The sequence below is a fragment of the Kitasatospora sp. NPDC057904 genome, from assembly GCF_042887925.1.
GTDB lineage: Bacteria > Actinomycetota > Actinomycetes > Streptomycetales > Streptomycetaceae > Kitasatospora.
The window spans coordinates 67,622-84,414 of record NZ_JBHVOL010000002.1; the positions used below are offsets into that span (position 1 = coordinate 67,622).

The window sequence follows — 16,793 nt, forward strand, 5'->3', positions numbered from 1 at the left end:
GTGTGCCGGTCAGGAGGCGTTCAGCGTGGTGTCGTCGATGACGAAGCCGGTCTGGTCGGCGGAGGAGTTCTCCACGCCGGTGAACGTCAGCGTGACGGTCTTCCCGGCGTAGGCGGACAGGTCGAGGGTCCGCTGCGTGTAGCCGTTGGCGGCGTCGAGGTTCGAGTAGGTGGCCAGGGTGGTGCCGTTGGCGGTGACGGTGAGCGTGTCGTCGGCGGTGCCCGTGGTCTTGGCCGTGTCGATGTGGAGCCAGAAGCCGAGCGCGGCCTTGCAGCCGGCCGGGACGGTGACGCTCTGGCTGAGCGTGTCGGTGTGCGCGGAGCCGTAACCGTCCAGCCAGGCGTCCCAGTTGCCGCTGTGCGAGGGCTCGCTGGCCAGGTCGTTGTTGATCACGCCGGAGGTCGCCTTCCACGGCGCCGGGCTGTTCCCGTTCTCGAAGCCCGGGTTGCCGAGCAGCTGGCCGGGCGACGGGCAGCCGGTGCCGGCCGGGCTGACGGTCCAGGTGAACGAGGTGCTGCCGGACGGGCCGGTCGAGTCGGTGGCGGTGACGGTGACGGCGGAGGTGCCGGCGGTGGTCGGGGTGCCGCTGATCAGGCCGGTGGAGGCGTTGACCGACAGTCCGGCCGGCAGACCGGTGGCGGCGTAGCCCAGCGTGCCGCCGGCGGTGTCGGTGGCCCGGATCTGGAGGGAGGCGGGGGTGCCGACGGTGCCGGCCTGGTTGCCGGGCGCGGTGACGCTGACGCCGCCGGTGGTGCCGGTGTTCCAGGCGTCGGTGATCGGTGTGGCCTGGGCGGCGGCACCGGCGTACGGCAGGCCGTACATGTCCTCGATGGTGCGCAGCACGCTGAAGTGGTCGATCTGCTCGGTGTAGGTGCCCGGCTTGACCTGCTGCCCGTTGAAGAAGGTGGCGATCTGGTTGGGGCCGGCGCTGTCGTCCTCGTCGAAGGTGGTGATCAGCAGGCTGTTGTGGGTCTTGGCCCACTGGACGTAGGCGTCCAGGTTGTTCTTCAGCCAGGTGTCGCCGGTGGGGATCGAGCAGTCGTGGATGTCGTCGCAGAGGTTGGGGATCACCCAGGAGACGGTGGGCAGTTGGGTGAAGTCGGTCGGGAAGCTGGTGAACGGCAGGCTGGCGGAGGCCGGGACGTTGGTGAAGTTGGTCCACGGGACGTGCTTGCGCGCGTACTTGCCCGAGGTGCAGACCGTCGAGCCGGCCGAGGGCAGGCTTTCCGAGTAGCCCTTGAACGTCAGGCCCTTGGCGATGAGTTGGGCGCCCTCGTTGTCGGTGCTGAAGCTGTGCGGGCAGGAGTCGTCGGTGATTCCCTGGTTGGAGCCGGAGAACAGGTCCAGGTAGTTCGGCTGGCTGGGGTGTTCGATCGCGAAGGAGTTGGTGAAGTTCGCGCCGGTGCCGGCCAGTTGGTTGAAGTACGGGGCCTGTGGGTTGCCCACGATGGAGCTCTCCGAGGTGTTTTCGAAGAGCACCACCACGACGTGGTCGGGCCGCGGAACGGCGGCCGTGGCCGCGGCGGGCTGCACCGCGGCGGCGGTGCCGGCGGTGCCGGTGGCGCTTGCGGGAGCGACGGCGCCGGTGGGCCCGCAGAGCAGGGCGACGGCGGCGGCGAGGCCGGTGGCGAGGCGTGACAGACGCACGGATTCTCCTCGGAGGGGCGGGTGATTGGCCGTCACTGTCCCGCAGTTGACGATGCCCACACAAGAGCCGCGTCGGCGAAGGCCGGGTGAACGGCAGGCCGCCTCCGGCGCAAGCGACAGGGCGAGGGTCAGCCGCGGTTCCCGCCCGTGCCGGGGGGCTCGGGGTTGTTCAGCAGCAAGTCGTGTCCGAGCGGGGTGAGGTCGTGGCGGACCTGCCGCCCTTCGCGCTCCGTGGTGATCACGCCGGCCACGCGCAGGGCCGTGGCGTGGGCGGACGCGCTCGCCGGGCTGAGGCCAAGACGCCTGCTCAGCTCGGCCGTGGTGCACGGGCCCAGGCCGATCGCGCGCAGGGCGCGGGCGCGGGTCGCGCCCATGAGTCCGGCCAGGCCGTCCGTCCGCCGGGCAACGGTGCCTCCGGCCGGGCGGGCACGGCTCGGGTACAGGACCGTCGCCGCGGGGTGTTCCGTCGGGAGGGCCGTGATGGACGTCAGGAAGATGTTGGGACGCAGTTCCACGCCCCGCCCGTCCAGGTCCCACCCTTCGTTCAAGCCGTGGACGGCGAGTTGCAGGACTTCGCCGGTCCGCCAGCGCGTCTGCGGGTGCAGCCGCTCCAGCATGACGCCGGTGCCGGCCTCGGCGGCGGCGCGGGACCGGTGTGCGATGTCGGCTCCGAGCAGCCGCCGGATGTCCGGCCAGTCCGCGGCGAAGCAGGACCGGAAGAGGGCCCAGGCGCCGTCGGCGATCAGCCGCAGCCCTCGGGTGCCGCCGTCGCGCAGCTCCCGGACGATGGGCGGCAGGCCTGGGTCGTCGCCGTAGAAGTCGAGGTCCCGGCGGATCCGGCTCTCGGGCAGGGCCACGATGGCGTCGAGCTCGTCGGCGAGCCCCTGGCGGCCGGATTCGACGTTGGCGACGAGGAAATCCGGAACCCCCTCGAAGCTGGCGTTCACCAGCTCCAGCAGGCGATCGGCCTGGTGCGGCACGTGCTGGCGCATCCGGCGCCACCAGCGGGCGCGTCCGAGCGAGGCGCCGACGCAGTGGTGCTCCGCCCCGGCGATGCCGCCGATGATCTGGTCCATCGACGAGACGGCGAACGTGGTGCGCGCCATGTCCGCGGCACCGAAGCGCAAGTCCAGCACGGATCCCCCCGGTTCCCGCCCGTCCTCCCCATTGGACGACGATCATGCCGGGTGTCGTCCGCCGTGGGGTGGTTTCGCAACTATTCGGTCCTGGCTGAACAGCTCGCGGGGCGCCGATTCCTGCTGCCAGCATCGCGGTGCGCGCTTCCGTCGCGTCCCACCTCTTCCGAAGGAGCATCACCGCCATGCGCATCCGCCCCCGAACCCCGGCCGGCCGTCTTCTCGGACTCGGCACCGCCACCATGGCGCTGGCCGCCGGCACGATGATGACCACCGCCGGAACGGCCGGCGCGAGCCCCGGGGACAACGTCTGCCGGAGCACTCCGGTCTACGTCGGCGCCGGCTTCACCCTGTTGCCGTGCGTCTACCAGGACAGCAGCAGCTACATGCACGGAAAGGCCATCGCCACCGGTGGCCCGACCGACGTCTACCTGCACGTGCAGCTCGGCTACCGCTGCGACACCAGCGGGCCGGTCAACTGGGTTCCCGGGACGGACACGGCGACGTACATCCCGAAGGGCGGGGGCGGGGCCACCCTGTACACGGTCCCCTCGGACGGCATCGGCGCGTTCCCCGGCTGCCAGTACTTCTCGAAGACCTGGATCGTCGACAACGACCAGCAGATCGGAGACGTCGAGGCCGGCCCGGTCATCGGCTGAACCGTGCGGGCACCGGTCCCGTCATGGCCCCTTCCCCCGGGAGGGGCCAGGACGGGACCGGCGGCGTCCGTCAGTACGACTGGCTGGTGGCGCAGCGGCCGGTGGATCCGTTGCACACGACGACGTACGAGGTGATGCCGGCGTCCAGGAAGGGGTCGGTCCAGACCCTGGGACCGTAGGTCCCCTTGTCCTGACCGTTGCCGTTCGACTGCCTGAGGGCCACGGTGCAGTAGTCGCCCATGGTGGAGGCCACGTAGCCCCGCACCCAGTCGTGCCCGTTGGAGAACGTGTCGACCATGCCCCCGGCACAACCGGGGACGTTGGCCGAGAAGGTGGCGTCGGCCGACGCCATCCCGGTGCTGAGGCTCAGGCCGACGGTCGCGACGGCGGCGACGGCGGCGAGGCGGGTGGCGGTGCGCTTCCTGATCATCGGTTTCTCCTGGTGTCCGACGGCTGATTGCCTCGGCCCACGGTGCCCGGGCTCCACGCGGAGGCCGGTTGCCCGGACAAGTCCGTACGACTGCCTGCGAGTTCCGGAGGTCGGGGTCGTTCTTCGAGGGCCGTGTGTGTCGTGGGTGAACCTTTGGGGATGGTGCGGCCGGGCCGCCCGTCCCCGGCTCAAGGGAACCGGCTGACGGAGTTGCCCTGCGAGTGATTCGATGAGGTTCGAACACTCATGACGCCGGCCGTCCGGGCGGCCTGCGGCCGACCCCGGGGGGGTGTCGTGCTCCACCTCGACATGGACCGCGCCGTGCTCGCGAACACCCGGTTCGCGATCTCTCCGCTGGCCACCCTGGCCGGCGCGCTCAGGCTCTTACGTGACGACGCGCGGCCGGGCGGCGGTTGGCGGGGCAGGGTCCAGGAGGCCGTCCGCGAGCGCAGGCTCGTTCTGCTGAGCGCGCTGTTCGGCGGTTCGTGGGACTACGTGCCGGACTTCCTGACCCCGCAGCCGCAGACCCCGGAGGCTCCGGTGCAGGAGGAACTGCACGCGGTGGCCACCACGGCTTCCGCCCGTCTGCGCTGGGAGCTGCAGGTCATGGCCCAGGGGGTCGGTGAGGAACGCCTGGCGGGCCGGGTGCTCCCCGTGGTCCTGCGCGAGGCCCTGGAGCGCGGCGAACGGGACTTCGCCGCGCTGGTGGCAGCCGAGCTGGAACGGCTGTGGGACTCGGCCCTCGCCCCGCACTGGCCGGCCCTGCACCACCGCATGGAGGAGGACATCACCCACCGGGCGCGGACCACCGCCCGCCACGGCCTGGCCGGCATGCTGGCCACCCTGCATCCCCGGGTGCACTGGAACGACGACCGGCTGAACCTGGTCGGCCGCTTCCAGGCCCGGATCCCCGGCAGCACCGGCCTGGTCCTGACCCCCTCGGTGTTCCCCACCGGCCTGCGCGTGGTCATCGACTCGGTGCCCTCGCCCGCCGCACGCCAGCCCATGCTCGCCTACCCCGCCCGGCCCGGCCCGGGCGGCGGCCCCGGGCGCACGGTCCACGCCCTGCTCGGGGCGACCCGCGCCCGCCTGCTGTCCGACCTGCACGCCGCCCGCACCACCGCGGAACTGAGCGAGCGGCACTTCCTCGCCACCAGCACGGTCTCCTACCACCTCGGCATCCTGCACCGCACCGGACTGATCACCCGCACCCGCGCCGGAGCGCACGTCCTGTACCAGCGGACCCACCGGGCCACCGACCTGCTGGCCGATCCCCGGCCCCGCTGAGGCAAGCTGATCGGGCGCGGCTCACCGCCCTGCTCCCGCTCCGTCCGTTGGAGGCCCGATGCCCGAGCTCCCCCCGCCCCGCCGCGTCACCCTCCGGCTGCCCGCCGACCTCGCGGACTGGCTCCACGGTTTCGCCGAGATCTCCCACCGGTCCGTCGACGACGTGGTCCGGCCGCTCATCGAGGCGGAACGGGCCCGTGTCACCGCGAACTGGGACCGGCCGGAACCGGGGTAGAACCGGGAGTGGGGCCGGGCTGTTACTGCAGGATGCCGACCGCGCGGGCCACCACCAGGACCACCGTGATCAGGGAGACCGCCGACTGGGTCATCATCAGCAGTTTCGCCCAGACCGACAGCGGCATGGTGTCCGTCGGGCTGAAGGCGCAGGCGTTGGTGAACGCCACGTACAGGTAGTCCGGGTAGGAGGGCTCCCAGCCCGGCTCCGCGATGCCCTCCTGCTGCATCTGCGGGAAGAGGAAGTCCGGGTAGGCCTTCACCCCCTGGGCGCGGGCCGCCGGGCCGCCGCGGTCCCACTCCCAGTACCAGAGCGAGAAGGCGATGATGTTGGTCGCCCACACCGCGCCGCCGGTGCCGAGCAGCGCCAGCGCGCCCGGCGAGGCGGAGGTGTGGATCAGGTCGCGCACCAGCTTCACCGCCGACCAGCCGTTGGCCAGGCTGATCACCGCCACCATGGCCAGGCTCATCAGCCGCAGCAGCCGCGACGTCTGGTCGATGCGCTTGTGCGGGTTGAGGACCGCCAGGGCCACCAGCAGTGCCAGTTCCAGGGCGGGCAGCATCCAGTGCGGGTGGATGGTCAGGCGGGTCGGCAGGGCCAGCTGCAGGCCCACGGCGACCAGGATGGCCACCGAGACCGCCCACCGCTGCTCACCGAGAGTGACCGAGCGCCACGCCGGGCGCTCCGGCTTCTCGGGCTCCAGGAGCCGTTCGATCCGCTCCAGCCTGCGGTGCAGTGCCTCGGAAAGCTGCGCCGGGGCATGGGGTTCATGGTCACTCATGGCGCACAGTGTGGCAGGCGTCCACTCGCGCGATCGCGGGGGTACCGGGTGCGGGGACGATAATGACCGGGCTGCGGGCGGGCTGCGCCGGCGGCGGCGGTCGATGGAGAGGCAGAGAAGCGGATGACCCTGGTGGAAGGCCTGCGCGTCAGGTTGGCCGAGGACCTCGCCCTCGGTGAGGCGGTCGCCGGGGAGGCCGGGGCCGTCGTCGGGTTCCTCTCGCTGGGGGCCGGGGTCGAGGGCACCGTCGAGCGGGTGGACGAACTCCCCGAGAGCCACGAGGTCCGCGAGTACCTGCGTCTCAAGGCGCTGTTCGAGGACTACGGGCACACCATGCCGGCGGCCAGCCGCGAGCGGCTGGAGGCCGAGATCGCCGTGCTGGAGCCGCAGTGGGCCGCCCACCGGGAACGGGGGAAGCAGGTGACGGTCCGGGTCCGGCTGGACAACGGCCTCGTCCTCGACGGGGCGCACCAGGACGTCCTGACCCCGCTGTAAGAGGGGGCGTTCGCCGGTCGGCTACGGCCCGGCGGGGGCGCCGTCGCCGCCGGTGCGGGCCGCGGTGCCGAACGGCCAGGCCTCGATGTCGCGGTAGCGGATCGGGCCGGGGCCGCGGCCGGTGTTGCTGCCGACCAGGTGGAGGCGCTCGGCCTGCCAGGGACGGCCCGCGAATCCGTCGAGGCCGGCCGCGGCCCGGGGCACGCTGGTGGGATCGTCGCGGCGCGCGCGTGCCAGGGTCAGGTGGGGGCGCAGCGGGCGGCTGCGGAAGGCGATGCCGCAGGAGGCGACCAGGTCGCGGACGTCGGCGGCGAGCTGGTGCAGTCCTTCCAGGTCGCCGTCGATGCCGCTCCACAGCAGCCGCTCGTCGAAGTGGCCGCCGCCGTGCAGGGCCAGTTGCAGGGCGGGGTGGGTGGCGGCCCGGCCGGCGAGTACGGACTGCAGCAACGGTACTGTGGTGGAGGGGAGTTCACCGAGGAAGGCCAGGGTGATGTGCCAGTCCTCGATCCGGTTCCAGCGTAGCCGCGGGTACATGGCGTAGGCGGGCTGCAGGGCCCGGGCCAGTTCGTCCTTGGCGTCGTCGGGCGGGGCCAGCGCGATGAAGACGCGCAGGGTCGAGGGCTCGGGGGGAACGTCCACGAGGGATTTCTAGCACCTCTCCCCCGGCTGCTGGCCGCCGGGACCGGTGGCGGGACGGGGCCGTTCCCCCGGCGGCCGTCAGTGGTACGGCCCGTCGTTGCCGCACTGGTTGGTGAAGTCGCCCGGAGGTGCCCAGGTGCCGTTCGCGGTGAAGCGGCGGCCGGCGGCGGCCGGGTCGGTCTCCTTGCCGGCGAGTTCGTCCCAGGTGGTGGGGCCGACGGCCGGGTCGTGCGGTTTGTAGGCGTTCCAGACGGCGAGTTTCTCGTCCCGCCAGTAGCCGCCGAACCGGTCGGGCTGGTTCGCGAGGCTGTAGCCCTGGTACTCGTCGCGCTGGCGGACGGTCGTGCCGGTGGCGGTGAGCGGGTCGGCGCCGGGCGGGATCGTGGAGTCGGCGGCGGCGGCGAACAGGGCGGCGGACGTGTGGTCGATGTGGTCGCCGTCGCGGTGGCCGATGGTGCTCTGGGAGCGCAGGTAGTCGGGGTTCACGCCGTCCGTGACGGCCCGGAGTGTGGCGAGCAGGTCCTGGCGGGTGTACGCGGGCCGGCCGTCGATCGGGCGGCCGGCGAAGGCCGGGTCGTGGAGCATCCGGTAGAGGTCGCCGCAGTTGTCGCCGGAGGCCCCGTCCGCGGCGTGGATGTACAGGAAGAGCAGGTGGACCCTGGTCCCGGTGAGGGTGTCCGTGGCCACCGGGTGACCGTTGAAGACGGACTCGTTGAACGTCCAGTCGTTCGCGGTCTTCGCGGCGCGCGCGTAGGCGGCCTTGACGCCTTCGGTCCGCATGTTCGCGTAGTCGAGGCGCTCCTGGGGCGAGCCGCTGCCGTAGGCGATCTCACCGGCGGTGAGGTAGACGACCCAGGTGTCGTATCCGGCTTGGACGTCGGACAGGATGTCGGGGTTCATGAAGAGCAGGTCGTCGTCCTCGTGGGCGACGAAACTCAGCGTCGTGAGAGGGGTGTTCGCCGAGGCCGCCGGTGCCGGCCCGACCAGGCCGGCGACCGTGATGCCTGCCACGGCCAGCACGGTTCGCAAACGCTTTGCCATCGGTGCTCCTTGTCAGGGGGGGCCGCCTGCGCCGGTTGCCGGTTCTTCGGAGCGGGCCTGTTCCGAGGCTAGGACGGGGTCGCTTACCGCTTGCTTACCGACCGCTGATCGGTCGTCGGTGGACGGGACCTCCCGGGTCGCGGGGGACGTCGTGTCCCGTGGAACGTCCCGTCGGCACTGCCCGGCGTGCCGGTGCTCGCCAGCCGGGCGGCGGGCGGGGAGACTGGGCGCTGTGACCGACGTGCGCGAGACCTTGACTTACGAGATGTTCGGGCGGGCGGTGCGCGAGCTGGCGCACACGATCGCCGCCGACGGGTACGAGCCCGACCTCGTCCTGAGCATCGCCCGTGGCGGCGTGTTCGTGGCGGGCGGTCTGGCGTACGCGCTGGACTGCAAGAACATCCACCTGGTGAACGTCGAGTTCTACACGGGCGTGGGCACCACCCTGGAGATGCCCGTCATGCTGGCGCCGGTCCCCGCGGCGATCGACTTCACCGACAAGAAGGTGCTGATCGCCGACGACGTCGCCGACACGGGCAAGACGCTGAAGCTGGTACACGACTTCTGCCTCGGCCACGTCGCCGAGGTGCGGTCCGCCGTGATCTACGAGAAGTCGCACTCGCTCGTGAAGTGCGAGTACGTGTGGAAGAAGACCGACGACTGGATCGAGTTCCCCTGGTCGACGGAAGGGCCGGTCGTCAAGCGCGCCGGCCAGGTGCTCGACGCCTGACCTGGACGAGGGCTCGGTGGCGCCCCGGGGGGAGATCAGCGCAGTTCGACGGTGATGCCCACGCGTGCGAGCAGTCGGAGGACGTCGTCGACGTACGGCGTCTCGCCCTCCGTGTCCACGGTCACCTCGGCGAGCGCGCGCCGGGCGACCTCGGCGTCGTGCCAGACCAGGGTGAACGGCGCGGGCGGCAGGTCCCCGCCGCACGGGCAGCCGCGCAGCACGTGCCAGCACTGGGCGTAGTGGCCGCCGGGGCCGGCGACCGCCTCGCCGATCGCGCACACCAGTCCCGGCACGTCGGTCACGTGCCGCCCGTCGAGGTGCCGTACGGGGCCGTCGGGGGCCGGCCGGGGCAGCAGCCTCTCGCCGGGCTCGCAGCCGATGAGCCGCATCGGCGGGGACGCGGGCACGCCGCGGTAGAGGCCTTCGACGCGGTGGCACGCGCCGAGCCCGCCTCCGCCCGGTCCGTTGAACAGCCGCCATTCGGCGTCCGCGGGCTCGTCGCGCCATCCGGGGCCGTCGACCCCGGCCTCGACGACCAGGTCGAACAGGGACGCGCCGAGGCCGGAGGGCGAGCACCCGGTCAGGACGGGGGCGAGCAGTTCCCAGTGGTCGTCGCGGTAGCCGCCGTACGGGTCCTTCTCGGGGTCCGTCCCGGGCGTGGTGAAGTCCACGATGAGGCCGAGGGCCCCGAGGTCGACGGGTTCGCCGGGCCGGTGCCGGGCGTGCTCGGCCGCCTTGAGCAGGCGGCCGGTCGGGGCGCAGCCCACGAGCGTCAGCCGCTTGCGGTGCGGGGCCGGTTCGACGAAGAAGCCGTCGGCCTCGGCGCAGCGCGCCCACACGGTCGGCTCGCCGTCCCACTCCTCTTCGGCCAGGACGTACTTGAGCGGCTGGTCGCGTTCCCAGGTCCAGGTGCTCTCCAGGGCCTGCATCACGACCTCTGCCTCCCGTGTGTGTTGTGCCTGCTCACCGCCCCGTAGCCTGCCACTCCCCGGGCCGGGCGCGGAGGGCGGGGCTCCTGGTTGCCCTGCCTGTGACGGGCGGGTGCCGTCAACGGCGGTGGCACCGGCCCGGGGACGGGCGCGGTGCCACCGGCTGCGGGCGGCTCCTGGGGGGCGGGTTGCCGGGATCTGCCCGGGGGCCGGGTCGACTTGAGCCATCAGCCCTGCAGAACGCCGGTCGGCGCCCGGGGATTCAGCGGGCCGGGGCGGTGCTCGTCCGGGTCCGCCGGGAGCGCGGGCCCACGGCCTTCCACGTGCGGACGGCGGGGGTGATCAGGACGTCGCGCAGGGCGCGGCGCGTCGGTTGCGGGGTGCCGGGCAGCACCGGGTACCGGGCGCTGGTGCCGGTCCATGTGGTGAGGGCGGCGAGGAACTGGTCCAGGAGCAGGGCGAAGCGGTGGGTGTCCAGGACCTGGTCCACCGGGGGGCCGGCGGCGGCGTCGGCCGCGGGAGGCGGTCCGGCGTGGAAGCCGCGCCGCACCGCCGAGTGGAGCCAGCCGAAGCGCCGTTCCTCCGCGTCCAGCCGCTCGCTCACGTCCTGGCGGGCCTGCGCCGCGGACAGGCCGCCGTCGGCCATCCGGGCGGCGATGGCGTTGAAGGTCTCGTCCTTGCCGCCGTCGGCCGCGAGGTCGTTCGTGAGGATCCCGCAGGTCGAGAAGGCGTCCAGGAGGTCCTGCACCATGGGGTCGCCCCAGTGCGGCGTGATGCACTGGTCGGCGAGTTCGCACCACATCGCGGCCAGCAGCATGCCGCCGTCGGCCGGACGGAGCATCAGGTACTCGCGCAGCGTGGGCGTTCGTCCCGGCTGCACGTAGTGCACCAGTTTGTCGCGTGCGGCGACGATCCAGGCGGCCAGCTGCTCGCGGTAGCGCTGCCACCAGAAGTCGGGCATCATCGCGCGGCTCTGGCGGACCAGCTCCGCCAGCGCGTGGACCGCGGGATGGTCGTCGGGTGCGGGCCGGTCGCTCTCGGCGCAGACGCACAGCAGCGACCGGGTCAGCCTCCCGACCGCGTCCAGCGGGGCGCCGCGGAGGTCTCCGTCCAGCAGGTCGTCGGTCGTCCACGTCCACAGGGCCCAGCGGGCGGCCAGGCGCAGCGGGGCGCCCCCGGCGGTCGGCCACGCCTTGAGGCACAGGTCCACGTATCCGTGCGAGAGGTAGGCCTCCGGCGCCGGGTGCAGGCCGTACCGTTTCAGGAATTCGAGAGCGTCAACGCTCAGGTCGGCGCGTTCGGCTTCCCTGGGCTGCGGAATGAGGCGGACAAGGTCGCTCACCGGTCGGCTCCTCGTGCGAAGGACCCGAGCCGGCCGACGTCTTCGGCGGCCGGCTCGGCGGCGCGAGCTGTCTCACGCGCTGCACGACCAACGACCGTCCGGGCGAGCCGATGCGTTTCCGTGCCACACCCGCGAGCCGTGCGGCCGAGGTTTGAGGGTTGTGTGTGGCACATGTGTGGTCGGCGGGGTGGCCGGGGCCTCTCGTGCTGACGGACCGTCAAGAGGGCGCAGCAGTCGGGTACTGAGACAAGGTCGGGTACGGACGGCAGGTGGCCGGGCGCACGTGCCGGATGCGGGCGCGTACGGCGGGGTGGCCGGATCGGCGGGCGCCGGCGGTGGCACGGGCCGGCCCGGGGACGTGTTCGGGCGCACGGTTGGCGTAGTCGGCGGCCGGGTCGTCCTCCGGAGGAAGAGGGCGCGTACCGGCGGCCGTGCGCCCCGCTTTTCGGGGGTGGTCCGGGTGGCGTCGGGTGGTGTGCGGACAGTCGTATGCCGGTCGTCCGGCAGGGTCCGACGGCCGGATGACGGCGGTATGACGGCGGCGCCTGACAGCGTCTGGGGACGGCCGGCCGGAACCGATCGGGCGGCCCGATCCCGAAGGAGTCACCCATGCGCACACCCGTCACGATCGTCGGCGCCGGGCTCGGCGGCCTCACCCTGGCCCGGGTCCTGCACCTGCACGGCATCCCGGTCACGGTCCACGAGGCCGATCCCTCCCCGGCGGCGCGCACGCAGGGCGGGCTGCTCGACATCCACGACTACAACGGGCAACTCGCCGTGGCGGCGGCCGGGCTGACGGAGGAGTTCCGCGCCATCGTGCTGGAGGGGCGCCAGGCGATGCGGGTGCTGGACCGCGACGGGACCGTCCTGTTCGAGCAGGCCGACGACGGCACGGGCGGACGTCCCGAGGTGCAGCGCGGCGACCTGCGGCGGATCCTGCTCGACTCGCTGCCGGCCGGCACCGTGCGGTGGGGGCGCAAGGCGACCGCCGTCCGCCCCCTGGGCGGCGGACGGCACGAGGTGGCGTTCTCCGACGGCTCCGGAGTCGTCGCGGACCTGCTGGTCGGCGCCGACGGCGCGTGGTCGCGCGTGCGGCCGCTGCTCTCGGCCGCCCGGCCCGGGTACACCGGCAAGTCGGTCGTCGAGACGTACCTGGCCGACGCGCGCACCCGGTTCCCGGCCACCGCGCGGGCGGTCGGCGGCGGCTCGATGATCGCGGCGTCGTCGCCGGACCGGGAGATCTTCGCGCACCGGGAGAGCGGCGACACCCTGCACGCCTACATCGGGATCACCGAGCCGCTGGACTGGTTCGCCGGCCTCGACGTCACCGACGCGGCCGCGGTCACCGCGCGCATCGCGCGGGAGTTCGCCGACTGGGCGCCGGAGCTGCTCGCGCTGATCACCGAGGCGGACTCCGCACCGGTCCTGCGCCACCTCCACGCCCTCCCGGCCGAGCACCGGTGGGAGCGGGTGCCCGGGGTGACCCTGCTCGGCGACGCCGCCCACCTCCAGGCCCCGAACGGCGAGGGCGCCAACCTGGCCATGCTCGACGGCGCCGAGCTCGGCCTGGCCCTCGCCGCGCACCCCGGCGACGTGGAGGCGGCGCTCGCCGCCTACGAGCGGGACATGTTCCCCCGCAGTGCGGAGGCCGCCGGGTTGTTCCCGGAGGGCGGCTCCGGGGACGACGCGGTCCATCCCGTGATCGGGCTCCTCACCGGGCAGGGCCGGTGAGGAGCCGAACCCGGGGCCTGCCGTGCCCGGGGCCGGTCGGGCCCCTCACCGGGCACGGCAGGCCCCGGGCACGGCGGTCGTCCGCTCAGTCCGGGAGTTCGCCCGGGAGGTAGCCGTAGCCGGACTCGCCCGGCACCGCCCGGGCGAGCGCCCGGAGCAGCGGGGCGGGCGGGGCGGCGAAGACACCGGGGTAGTCGCGCTCGCCCAGCTCCGGGCGGACCGGCCAGGCCAGCCGTTCCGTCTCCAGGTCGTACCGGGCGTCCACGCCCTCGCGGTTGCCCCGGGCGTCCAGGCGCGACCAGCGGCCGTCCAGGTGCACGGCGTTGAGGCCGTGCAGCACGAAGCCGCCCTCGCCGTCCTCCAGGCGCTGGTAGCACAGGCCGGCCGGCACACCCTGGGCCCGCAGGAGTGCGGCCAGCAGGTGGGACTTGCCGTGGCAGATCGCGTTGCGCGCGGCCAGCACCTCGGAGGCGCGGAACGCCCCGCTGTACGCGCCCGCGTCGGCGGAGTGCCACACCCGGTCGCGCACGTGGTGGAAGGCCGCCTCGGGTGTGGCCAGCTCGGCGGCCAGGCGCCGCAGTTCGGGGTGCTCGTGGTCGATCACCTCGTCCGCCGCGAGGTAGGCGGCGAGGTCGTCGGTCTCCGGTTGAAGGATCATGGTGTCCACGGTGTCGCGCGCACCGCCGCCCGCGGGCGCAATTCCACTCCCTGGACAGTGGGCTTCCCGGGGCCCGCACACCCGGGGTGTCCTACGCGTCTGGTTGGCTGCTCGCCTGCGGGGCGGTCGGCGCCCCGGGGCGGGAAGGAACAGCGAATGGCGACGTCGGAGGAGGAGCGCGGCGACCGCGCCCTGCGGCTCGGGTTCGAGCACGGCATGGTCGTCCGGGAGGAAGGCTACGGCGACGACATCGACCAGGGCCTGCACGACAGCGTCGACTCGGTCGCCGGGCAGGGCCTCCTCGACCTGGACCTGGAGGGCGTGATGGACGCCGTGCTCCTGTGGTTCCGCGCCGAGGACGGCGAGCTCACCGACCTGCTCGCCTACGCGCTCGACGAAGTGGGAGGGGTCGAGGAGCGCGGCCTGATCTGGCTGCTGATCCCCGAGTCCGGCCGGGAGGGCCACGTCGGGCCGGACGTCGTCCGGGACGCCGCCCGGGCCGCGGGCCTTCCCGCCGCGAGGCCCGCCGACGTCGCCGAGGGCTGGGACGGCTTCTGCTTCACCCTCGGCGGGCGCTGACCGCGCCCGGCGCGGGCCGAGCGGCTCCACGACCTCGACGGGCGGGTGTTCACCCGGGGCTGACGGGGTGCGCCGCAGCGCCGACGGGGTGCGCGGGTGCGGGACCAGGCCGACGGGTCGCGGCCTGGCTCGCGCTCGGTGTGCGTCAGGAGGGGCTGGTGGCCAGCAGGGCGGTGGTGGTCACCTTGTTGTCGCACTCGGCGAACAGGCCGTCGTCCAGAGCCACTTGGTGTGCTCCCGCGCCGCCCGGCAGGCCCAGCACGAGGGTGGGGTAGGCGACCGGTGTGGCGCCCGAGACGCAGTAGCCGTCGGCCTCGCCCTGGACCTGGACGAAGGTGAGCTTCACCCAGGCCTTGCCGCCCGGGGCCAGCTTGACGGGCGCCGCGGAGCCGGTGTGGGTCACGGCGAGCGGGGCGTTGTGGTCCGGCGAGCCGTTGGCCGCGCCGGCCACCGTCGGGAAGCCCTCCAGCGTGCACGGGTGCGCGGAGCCGTTGGTGAAGGCGACGATCGCCGCTCCGATGCCCGTGCCGTTGGGACGCTGCTTCGCCTGGTGGGCGTCCACCTTCAGGTCGCCGGGCGTGCAGGTCGGCGCCGCCGCGCCGGACGGCGTGGACGACGCGGCGGCCGTGACGGGGGCGGCCGAGGGCGTGGCGCCCTTGACCGGGGCCGCGGGCGTGGTGCTCGGCGCGGTCGGGGCGGTCGCCGCCGACGACGGGGCCGCGGTGGTGGCGGGCTGGTCGTCCCCCGGTCCGCAGGCCGTGATCACCAGGGCTGCCGCGGCGGCCGAGACCACGGCAACCGCGGGTCTGAGGGCCTTCTTCGCGTACTGCGTGTTCTGCTGCATGTCTCCCCCGAAGGATCGAGTGGTACCGGTCCAGTACCGGCACCTGCCCCGTACACACCGCCGTTGCGCCGTCGGTTCCTCAGGCGGGCGGCTGTGACAGGACGGTGACGAGATCTTTTTCCGCCCTTGGCCGACCGGCCGCAACGGTACTCGGGGAGGGACGCGAAAGAGGCCCGGCACCCTGGTGGGTGCCGGACCTCGTCCGGTGATGGAGCGCCAGGCCCGGGTCGCACGGACTCTTCCTACTGAAAGTAGGACGTGCTCTGGTAGCACCGCTGACGCCTGTTCGGGAGATCGTTTCCTCCCGACGGGAAGAACAGTAGCAGGTCAGCGGCCGTGCGGGTGACGGGGTGGTCAGGCTTGGGTGGGGACTCGGCGCAGGTTGCGGATGGGGCGGGTGAGGAGGAGGGCGGCGGCGGTCAGCAGGGCCACGCCGGCGCCGACCTGGAGGACCCGGTCGGTGCCGAAGGCGCCGACGGCGGGGCCGGCGAGGGCGCTGCCGATGGGGTACATGCCGACGGAGCCGGCGACCTCGTAGGCGTGGACGCGGTTGAGGACCTCGCCGGGGACCTGGGTCTGGACGCTGGTGGCCCACATGACGCCCCAGATGCCGACGCCGACGCCGACGCCGAGCTGGGCGGCGGCGAGCAGCCAGACGGGCCAGTCCAGGACGATGCCGAGGGGGTAGAGGGGGTAGGCGAGCATGGCGGCGGCGCCGGCGGCCAGGGGGCGTTCGGGCTTGTAGCGGATGGCGATCAGGCCGCCCGCCACGGTGCCCGCGCCGAGGGCGCAGTTGAGGAGGCCGAAGGCGGTGGCGCCGTGCTCGGGGACGATGACGCCGGCGGCGACGGACAGCTGCGGGCCCCAGGACAGGACGGCGAAGACCATCCAGATGACGATGACGCCCCACAACCAGCTGCGGGAGCGGAATTCGTGCCAGCCGACGGCGAGGTTGTGCCACAGGCTCTCGCCGGCCGGCGGGGCGGGGACGGCGCCCAGGCGAAGGACGAACAGGCAGGTGGCGCTGGTGGCGTAGGCGAGGGCGGAGATGGCCATGACCCAGCCGGTGGCGCCGAGGCCGACGAGGGCGCCGGCCAGGGCCGGGCCGCCGAGGCCGGTGAGGGCCTCGGAGGTGCGCAGGACGCCGTTGGCGCCCTGGACGTCGCGGGAGACGAGGGGGACGGTCGAGGAGGCGCCGGGCTGGAACATGGCGTTGGCGGTGCCGGCCACCACGAGCAGGGTGTACAGCTGCCACAGGTGGTCGATGCCGTGGATGAACAGGAACGCGAGGAGGGTGTGGGCGACGAGGTTGGCGAGGTCGGCGGCGATCATCATGCGGCGGGCGGTGAAGCGGTCGGCGAGGACGCCGCCGAACAGCACCAGGCCGGCGAACGGGCCCACCAGGAAGGCCATCGAGTAGCCGGCGGTGTCCAGGCCGTAGCCGCCGCTGAGCAGGCCGGCCGAGACGGCGACCGGGAGCATCGCCCAGCTGAGCAGGCCCGCGCTGCGGGCGGTGAAGTAGTAGCGGAAGTTGCGGGACCAGATCGCCGGCTCCCCGGACACCTGCTCCCCTGCCGACGGGGCCTTCGAGGGCGCCGCCGTGGTGTGGTCTGCCAACTGATCTGTCATG

Annotated in this window: 18 protein-coding genes; 7 read left to right on the forward strand and 11 right to left on the reverse strand. The window is 73.3% G+C overall.

Translation table 11 applies throughout. The annotated features are described in order from the left end of the window. Positions 1 to 9: 9 nt before the first annotated feature. Together ACFVSN_RS05835 and ACFVSN_RS05840 are read right to left on the reverse strand one after the other, a co-directional pair. Entirely contained in the window at positions 10 to 1,647 is a 1,638-nt protein-coding gene (locus ACFVSN_RS05835; RefSeq protein ID WP_387953774.1) for an alkaline phosphatase family protein, read from the reverse strand. A gap of 128 nt (positions 1,648 to 1,775) precedes the next feature. Continuing rightward, entirely contained in the window at positions 1,776 to 2,753 is a 978-nt protein-coding gene (locus tag ACFVSN_RS05840; protein ID WP_387953776.1) for an ArsR/SmtB family transcription factor, read from the reverse strand. Between the two features lie 215 nt (positions 2,754 to 2,968). Between ACFVSN_RS05840 and ACFVSN_RS05845 the strand changes: the two genes are divergently transcribed. Continuing rightward, entirely contained in the window at positions 2,969 to 3,442 is a 474-nt protein-coding gene (locus ACFVSN_RS05845; RefSeq protein WP_387599267.1) for a hypothetical protein, read from the forward strand. Between the two features lie 70 nt (positions 3,443 to 3,512). Here ACFVSN_RS05845 and ACFVSN_RS05850 read toward each other — a convergent pair whose 3' ends face one another. After that, positions 3,513 to 3,872, reverse strand: a complete 360-nt coding sequence (locus ACFVSN_RS05850; RefSeq protein ID WP_380448071.1) for a hypothetical protein — start codon at positions 3,870 to 3,872, stop codon at positions 3,513 to 3,515. Between the two features lie 294 nt (positions 3,873 to 4,166). Between ACFVSN_RS05850 and ACFVSN_RS05855 the strand changes: the two genes are divergently transcribed. Both ACFVSN_RS05855 and ACFVSN_RS05860 read left to right on the forward strand, forming a co-directional pair. Further along, positions 4,167 to 5,159 (forward strand): ArsR/SmtB family transcription factor, encoded by a 993-nt coding sequence (locus tag ACFVSN_RS05855; RefSeq protein ID WP_387953777.1) that lies wholly within the window; start codon positions 4,167 to 4,169, stop codon positions 5,157 to 5,159. A gap of 58 nt (positions 5,160 to 5,217) precedes the next feature. Then, complete coding sequence (locus ACFVSN_RS05860) at positions 5,218 to 5,394, forward strand: hypothetical protein (protein ID WP_387953778.1); 177 nt, start codon at positions 5,218 to 5,220, stop codon at positions 5,392 to 5,394. Between the two features lie 22 nt (positions 5,395 to 5,416). Here the strand turns inward: ACFVSN_RS05860 and ACFVSN_RS05865 are convergent, their stop codons facing one another. After that, positions 5,417 to 6,175 (reverse strand): hypothetical protein, encoded by a 759-nt coding sequence (locus ACFVSN_RS05865; protein WP_380498711.1) that lies wholly within the window; start codon positions 6,173 to 6,175, stop codon positions 5,417 to 5,419. A 123-nt stretch (positions 6,176 to 6,298) separates the two neighbouring features. On the opposite strand from ACFVSN_RS05865, the gene ACFVSN_RS05870 reads away from it, so the two are divergent. Continuing rightward, the gene (locus ACFVSN_RS05870) at positions 6,299 to 6,670 is read left to right on the forward strand and encodes a hypothetical protein (protein ID WP_380498712.1); all 372 of its coding nucleotides are present in this window, start codon (positions 6,299 to 6,301) and stop codon (positions 6,668 to 6,670) included. Positions 6,671 to 6,691: 21 nt separating this feature from the next. Here the strand turns inward: ACFVSN_RS05870 and thpR are convergent, their stop codons facing one another. Together thpR and ACFVSN_RS05880 are read right to left on the reverse strand one after the other, a co-directional pair. After that, the gene (gene thpR, locus ACFVSN_RS05875; protein WP_387599277.1) at positions 6,692 to 7,309 is read right to left on the reverse strand and encodes an RNA 2',3'-cyclic phosphodiesterase; all 618 of its coding nucleotides are present in this window, start codon (positions 7,307 to 7,309) and stop codon (positions 6,692 to 6,694) included. Positions 7,310 to 7,387: 78 nt separating this feature from the next. Next, positions 7,388 to 8,350: a PIG-L family deacetylase gene (locus ACFVSN_RS05880; RefSeq protein ID WP_387953780.1), complete on the reverse strand. Its 963-nt coding sequence runs from the start codon at positions 8,348 to 8,350 to the stop codon at positions 7,388 to 7,390. Between the two features lie 232 nt (positions 8,351 to 8,582). Here ACFVSN_RS05880 and ACFVSN_RS05885 point away from each other — a divergent pair, with 232 nt between their 5' ends. Continuing rightward, positions 8,583 to 9,080: a phosphoribosyltransferase gene (locus ACFVSN_RS05885; RefSeq protein ID WP_380448059.1), complete on the forward strand. Its 498-nt coding sequence runs from the start codon at positions 8,583 to 8,585 to the stop codon at positions 9,078 to 9,080. Between the two features lie 35 nt (positions 9,081 to 9,115). Here ACFVSN_RS05885 and ACFVSN_RS05890 read toward each other — a convergent pair whose 3' ends face one another. Further along, positions 9,116 to 10,012, reverse strand: a complete 897-nt coding sequence (locus ACFVSN_RS05890; protein ID WP_387953782.1) for a hypothetical protein — start codon at positions 10,010 to 10,012, stop codon at positions 9,116 to 9,118. A gap of 259 nt (positions 10,013 to 10,271) precedes the next feature. Further along, on the reverse strand, positions 10,272 to 11,351 hold the full coding sequence (locus ACFVSN_RS05895) for a terpene synthase family protein (protein WP_387953783.1): 1,080 nt from the start codon (positions 11,349 to 11,351) through the stop codon (positions 10,272 to 10,274). 609 nt (positions 11,352 to 11,960) lie between these two features. On the opposite strand from ACFVSN_RS05895, the gene ACFVSN_RS05900 reads away from it, so the two are divergent. Further along, positions 11,961 to 13,082, forward strand: coding sequence for an FAD-dependent oxidoreductase (locus ACFVSN_RS05900; RefSeq protein WP_387953785.1), 1,122 nt, complete (start codon positions 11,961 to 11,963; stop codon positions 13,080 to 13,082). An 85-nt stretch (positions 13,083 to 13,167) separates the two neighbouring features. On the opposite strand, the gene ACFVSN_RS05905 is transcribed toward ACFVSN_RS05900, so the two are convergent. Further along, positions 13,168 to 13,740 carry a transglutaminase family protein gene (locus ACFVSN_RS05905; protein ID WP_387596153.1) on the reverse strand — a complete coding sequence of 191 codons (573 nt, stop codon included), beginning with the start codon at positions 13,738 to 13,740 and terminating at the stop codon, positions 13,168 to 13,170. Between the two features lie 156 nt (positions 13,741 to 13,896). Here ACFVSN_RS05905 and ACFVSN_RS05910 point away from each other — a divergent pair, with 156 nt between their 5' ends. After that, positions 13,897 to 14,319: a DUF3052 family protein gene (locus tag ACFVSN_RS05910; RefSeq protein ID WP_387596150.1), complete on the forward strand. Its 423-nt coding sequence runs from the start codon at positions 13,897 to 13,899 to the stop codon at positions 14,317 to 14,319. Between the two features lie 145 nt (positions 14,320 to 14,464). Here the strand turns inward: ACFVSN_RS05910 and ACFVSN_RS05915 are convergent, their stop codons facing one another. Both ACFVSN_RS05915 and ACFVSN_RS05920 read right to left on the reverse strand, forming a co-directional pair. Next, a complete protein-coding gene (locus ACFVSN_RS05915; RefSeq protein WP_380442730.1) occupies positions 14,465 to 15,163 on the reverse strand; it encodes a DUF4232 domain-containing protein in 699 nt (232 codons plus the stop codon). A gap of 354 nt (positions 15,164 to 15,517) precedes the next feature. Beyond that, complete coding sequence (locus ACFVSN_RS05920; RefSeq protein ID WP_387953786.1) at positions 15,518 to 16,792, reverse strand: MFS transporter; 1,275 nt, start codon at positions 16,790 to 16,792, stop codon at positions 15,518 to 15,520. Position 16,793 lies beyond the last annotated feature (1 nt).

Excerpts from the sequence above, each read along its gene's own strand:
- ACFVSN_RS05900 (WP_387953785.1), top strand. The coding sequence starts at position 11,961 with ATGCGCACACCCGTCACGATCGTCGGCGCCGGGCTCGGCGGCCTCACC.
- ACFVSN_RS05905 (WP_387596153.1), bottom strand. The coding sequence starts at position 13,740 with ATGATCCTTCAACCGGAGACCGACGACCTCGCCGCCTACCTCGCGGCG.
- ACFVSN_RS05910 (WP_387596150.1), top strand. The coding sequence starts at position 13,897 with ATGGCGACGTCGGAGGAGGAGCGCGGCGACCGCGCCCTGCGGCTCGGG.
- ACFVSN_RS05850 (WP_380448071.1), bottom strand. The coding sequence starts at position 3,872 with ATGATCAGGAAGCGCACCGCCACCCGCCTCGCCGCCGTCGCCGCCGTC.
- ACFVSN_RS05920 (WP_387953786.1), bottom strand. The coding sequence starts at position 16,792 with ATGACAGATCAGTTGGCAGACCACACCACGGCGGCGCCCTCGAAGGCC.
- ACFVSN_RS05915 (WP_380442730.1), bottom strand. The coding sequence starts at position 15,163 with ATGCAGCAGAACACGCAGTACGCGAAGAAGGCCCTCAGACCCGCGGTT.
- ACFVSN_RS05865 (WP_380498711.1), bottom strand. The coding sequence starts at position 6,175 with ATGAGTGACCATGAACCCCATGCCCCGGCGCAGCTTTCCGAGGCACTG.
- ACFVSN_RS05880 (WP_387953780.1), bottom strand. The coding sequence starts at position 8,350 with ATGGCAAAGCGTTTGCGAACCGTGCTGGCCGTGGCAGGCATCACGGTC.
- ACFVSN_RS05860 (WP_387953778.1), top strand. The coding sequence starts at position 5,218 with ATGCCCGAGCTCCCCCCGCCCCGCCGCGTCACCCTCCGGCTGCCCGCC.
- ACFVSN_RS05840 (WP_387953776.1), bottom strand. The coding sequence starts at position 2,753 with ATGGCGCGCACCACGTTCGCCGTCTCGTCGATGGACCAGATCATCGGC.
- ACFVSN_RS05870 (WP_380498712.1), top strand. The coding sequence starts at position 6,299 with ATGACCCTGGTGGAAGGCCTGCGCGTCAGGTTGGCCGAGGACCTCGCC.
- ACFVSN_RS05845 (WP_387599267.1), top strand. The coding sequence starts at position 2,969 with ATGCGCATCCGCCCCCGAACCCCGGCCGGCCGTCTTCTCGGACTCGGC.